The 2,920-nt window shown below is 45.2% G+C and carries 3 protein-coding genes; all 3 read right to left on the bottom strand.

Annotation, left to right across the window (positions count from 1 at the left end):
• The coding region (locus AQR02_RS09400; RefSeq protein ID WP_159067717.1) for a hypothetical protein at positions 1-304 on the bottom strand (304 nt) is incomplete at its 3' end.
• Entirely contained in the window at positions 297-773 is a 477-nt protein-coding gene (locus AQR02_RS09395; RefSeq protein WP_425340000.1) for a sigma-70 family RNA polymerase sigma factor, read from the bottom strand. The genes AQR02_RS09395 and AQR02_RS09400, both read right to left, overlap by 8 nt.
• A 292-nt stretch (positions 774-1,065) precedes the next feature.
• Positions 1,066-2,814 carry a YncE family protein gene (locus AQR02_RS09390; RefSeq protein ID WP_054940339.1) on the bottom strand — a complete coding sequence of 583 codons (1,749 nt, stop codon included), beginning with the start codon at positions 2,812-2,814 and terminating at the stop codon, positions 1,066-1,068.
• Positions 2,815-2,920: the final 106 nt, after the last annotated feature.

Raw genomic sequence — 2,920 nt, 5'->3', positions numbered from 1 at the left:
CATAAGGATTTAATTCCTTAAAGGCCTGCAGCTCTCCCCAATTCACAGTTTGCGGGACCACCGCTGTCCGGGGTTCTTCGTGTATTATAGGGATTATAAACAGCAAAAAAGCGATTACTGCAGCAGCTGCCAACCCGAACAAAGAGCCTGTCGTTAGCGCTGACCGTTTACTATTCCGGATGCCCCGCTCCATTCCGCTCTGAACCGCAATCCTTAAGTCACTGCTGCTTCGTTCCGATTGAATGTGCCGCTGAAGACGGGCCGCATCCGACAGCATAGCCTGTTCTTCTCTGCTGTTAATCATTCCAATCCCCCCGATCCTTCATAATGCCTCTTAATTGCTTCAGTCCTTTGTGCTGCCAGGTTTTGATGGTCCCCTCAGGCTTGTTCAACAATTCAGCAATGTCCCCCAGCGTCATATCATTATAGTATTTGAGCAGCAGCACATGGCGGTATTTCGGCTTAACCTCTTCGAGGGCCCAGAGCATTTCCATCCGGCCGGTATCAGTCTCAGTAATGGATTCATGCATATACTCGTCAGGTGTAGGCACACTTCGTTTCCTTCTCCGCTGCTCATCGATACATACATAGATCAGAATCCGGATGATCCAGGCTTTAAAGGCCCTGGGATCCTTGAGTGTCTTCCGCTTGATCCATGCCCGGCAGGTTGTCTCCTGCAACGCTTCCAGCGCATCGGCCCGGTTGCCCAAGTAGCTGTACGCAATCTTATAGAGCTGATCACTATGCTCCATTACGGATTCATACAACTGCATTTCAGCATTGGATGAAGACTCTGTTAATCTTTTCATCTCCACGCCCGGCATCGTCATCTTTCCCCCTCCTCTCTATCCTTACATAGTATAAGACGGAGCGTGTCCGCAAACAGTTTTCCCTTATGCAGTTTCAACTTGTGATATGTCTTAATCCTCTGCCGCATCAAAAGAGAGCCCTCCCCATAGGGGGAAGGCTCCTCTGCTAGAAACTTTCTCTTATCAATAGATTAACGGCCATATAGTTCACAGAGGATATGTACCGTCAGACTGCTTTTCCCGTAAATAAACAAATTCAGAACCGAGAAATTCTACAATCATCAATGGACAGAGAATCTCCCTCATCATCTTGAAAATAGGCCGCTGCAGGACGCAATGCAATGCGCACTTCTTTCTGCATATCCTCGAGACTGTCATATTTATATAAAGCAAACTGGGAACCGTTACCCGAATACAGCAAAATGGTTCCGTCCTGTTTAATATATCCATAGGAAGCCGTAAAGGGTAGATGATTGACCGGTACAAAGCTATCCCTGTCATAAATAGCGGTTGACCCTAAGACTTGTTTACCCCTGGCAAACAACAACTCGGCCGGATCGGGCCCGTCCTTATATACTCCATATCTCTTGCTCAAATCATCGGCAGCAAACCGCTGTCCAGCGTAATAAACATATTCCCCGTCAGGAATCACTTCTTTTGATCCGTAACCATTCCCGCCATTTGTATGCTGCAAGACGGTATTCGTTGTTATATCCAGACTATACAAGTTGCTGACTGAAAAATCGGCCTCACCGATATATAATAGCGATTTATCCCTATTCATTGAAAGTGAAGGATTGTTGTAAGACTGCGGAAAATTGCTGTACGTGTCATCAAATTCACCAACAGCGTTCCAGTAGTTCCCATTAGCGGTATAAACCTTTCCATTTCCTGCAGCTATATCCGTAGTATTTACGCCAATTTCGAGTTCAGTGACCGGAGCCATAAAATTGCTCTCGCCTGAAGTATCAATCCTGGCAAGATGTGTACTTCCATTTAGAGAAACATAGATTATTCCGTTATCGATATCCACATCCGATGGCTGTGAACCTATATAGCGGTCTGCGATCACTTTAAACGATACACTGTCGATCTGCAGCAGCCGGTTACTCTCTTTGGATACAGCATACAGATACTTCTCCTCTTTCCCTACAGCCCAGGCATTAAGGTTCCGGTTGAATGTAATCCGGTTAGCACTGCCCCTATATTCAATTCCTGCAGAAGCAATCGGGAGATTATAGTTTGTCTTAGACAGTAGGGAAGTCCATTTATTGTAGCTGTAAATAGTATGGTTATGATCTACTTCCATAAAGGTTGTCATTATGAAGTCATTTGCGAACTTTACGACATTTATGCCTTCATCCTTGGTATATATACCGATATCACTATAGATGTAGGCATCATCCACAGCCCGGATCTCGCCAGGCGTGGTGGAGATTGTGGACAAATTAACAGGATTCAGCCGCAGTGATCCAAAATAAAGCTCCCCGCCATTTACCACTAAATTAGAAAAACCATTTCCGTCCGGCTCAACTTGGGCTTGCTTAACTCCAGAAACGGAGTCAAATACTGTTAGCAGATCACTGAATATTTCAGTTTCTGAAGCGTAGAGTTTGTGAGTCTTCCTGTTAACAACCAGTGAAGGCCGGGAAATACTATTTTCAATTACCTTCTCTTCACCCGTTTTTAAATTTTTACGGTATATCTTACTCCCCTGATCATTATTAGAATAGTAGAGGCTATTTCCGTCCACTGCGACCTGGGAGGGCTTCACTTTTGTCGGGATCCTAGCTTTCACTGCCCCTGTATCCAGATTGACTACCGCGATAAAAGTTGAACCACTCAGAGCGACATAGAGCCTGTTATCTACCATATCCATGCCTTCAGGACTTTTGCCGACAATTAGTCTTTTATCGATCTGCATTGAATCTTTATTGATAAAAAGCAGTTCATTGGTTTCACGCGAAACAGCGTATAAATAACCTCTGCGTTCATCCAGCCTCATGCTTGCCAGCCTCGAACCAGGGTCAATGGAAGTCTCCGAAACAACCGTTCCCAATGCATGGGCAGTAGAATTCGCAAATTCAAACGGCAGTACACTTGTGACACCC

It is taken from the genome of Paenibacillus ihuae (assembly GCF_001368795.1).
Taxonomy (GTDB): domain Bacteria; phylum Bacillota; class Bacilli; order Paenibacillales; family Paenibacillaceae; genus Paenibacillus_AQ; species Paenibacillus_AQ ihuae.
This window is presented reverse-complemented; position numbering and strand designations above follow the sequence as displayed.

Excerpts from the sequence above, each read along its gene's own strand:
- AQR02_RS09395 (WP_425340000.1), bottom strand. The coding sequence starts at position 773 with ATGCAGTTGTATGAATCCGTAATGGAGCATAGTGATCAGCTCTATAAG.
- AQR02_RS09390 (WP_054940339.1), bottom strand. The coding sequence starts at position 2,814 with ATGAGGCTGGATGAACGCAGAGGTTATTTATACGCTGTTTCGCGTGAA.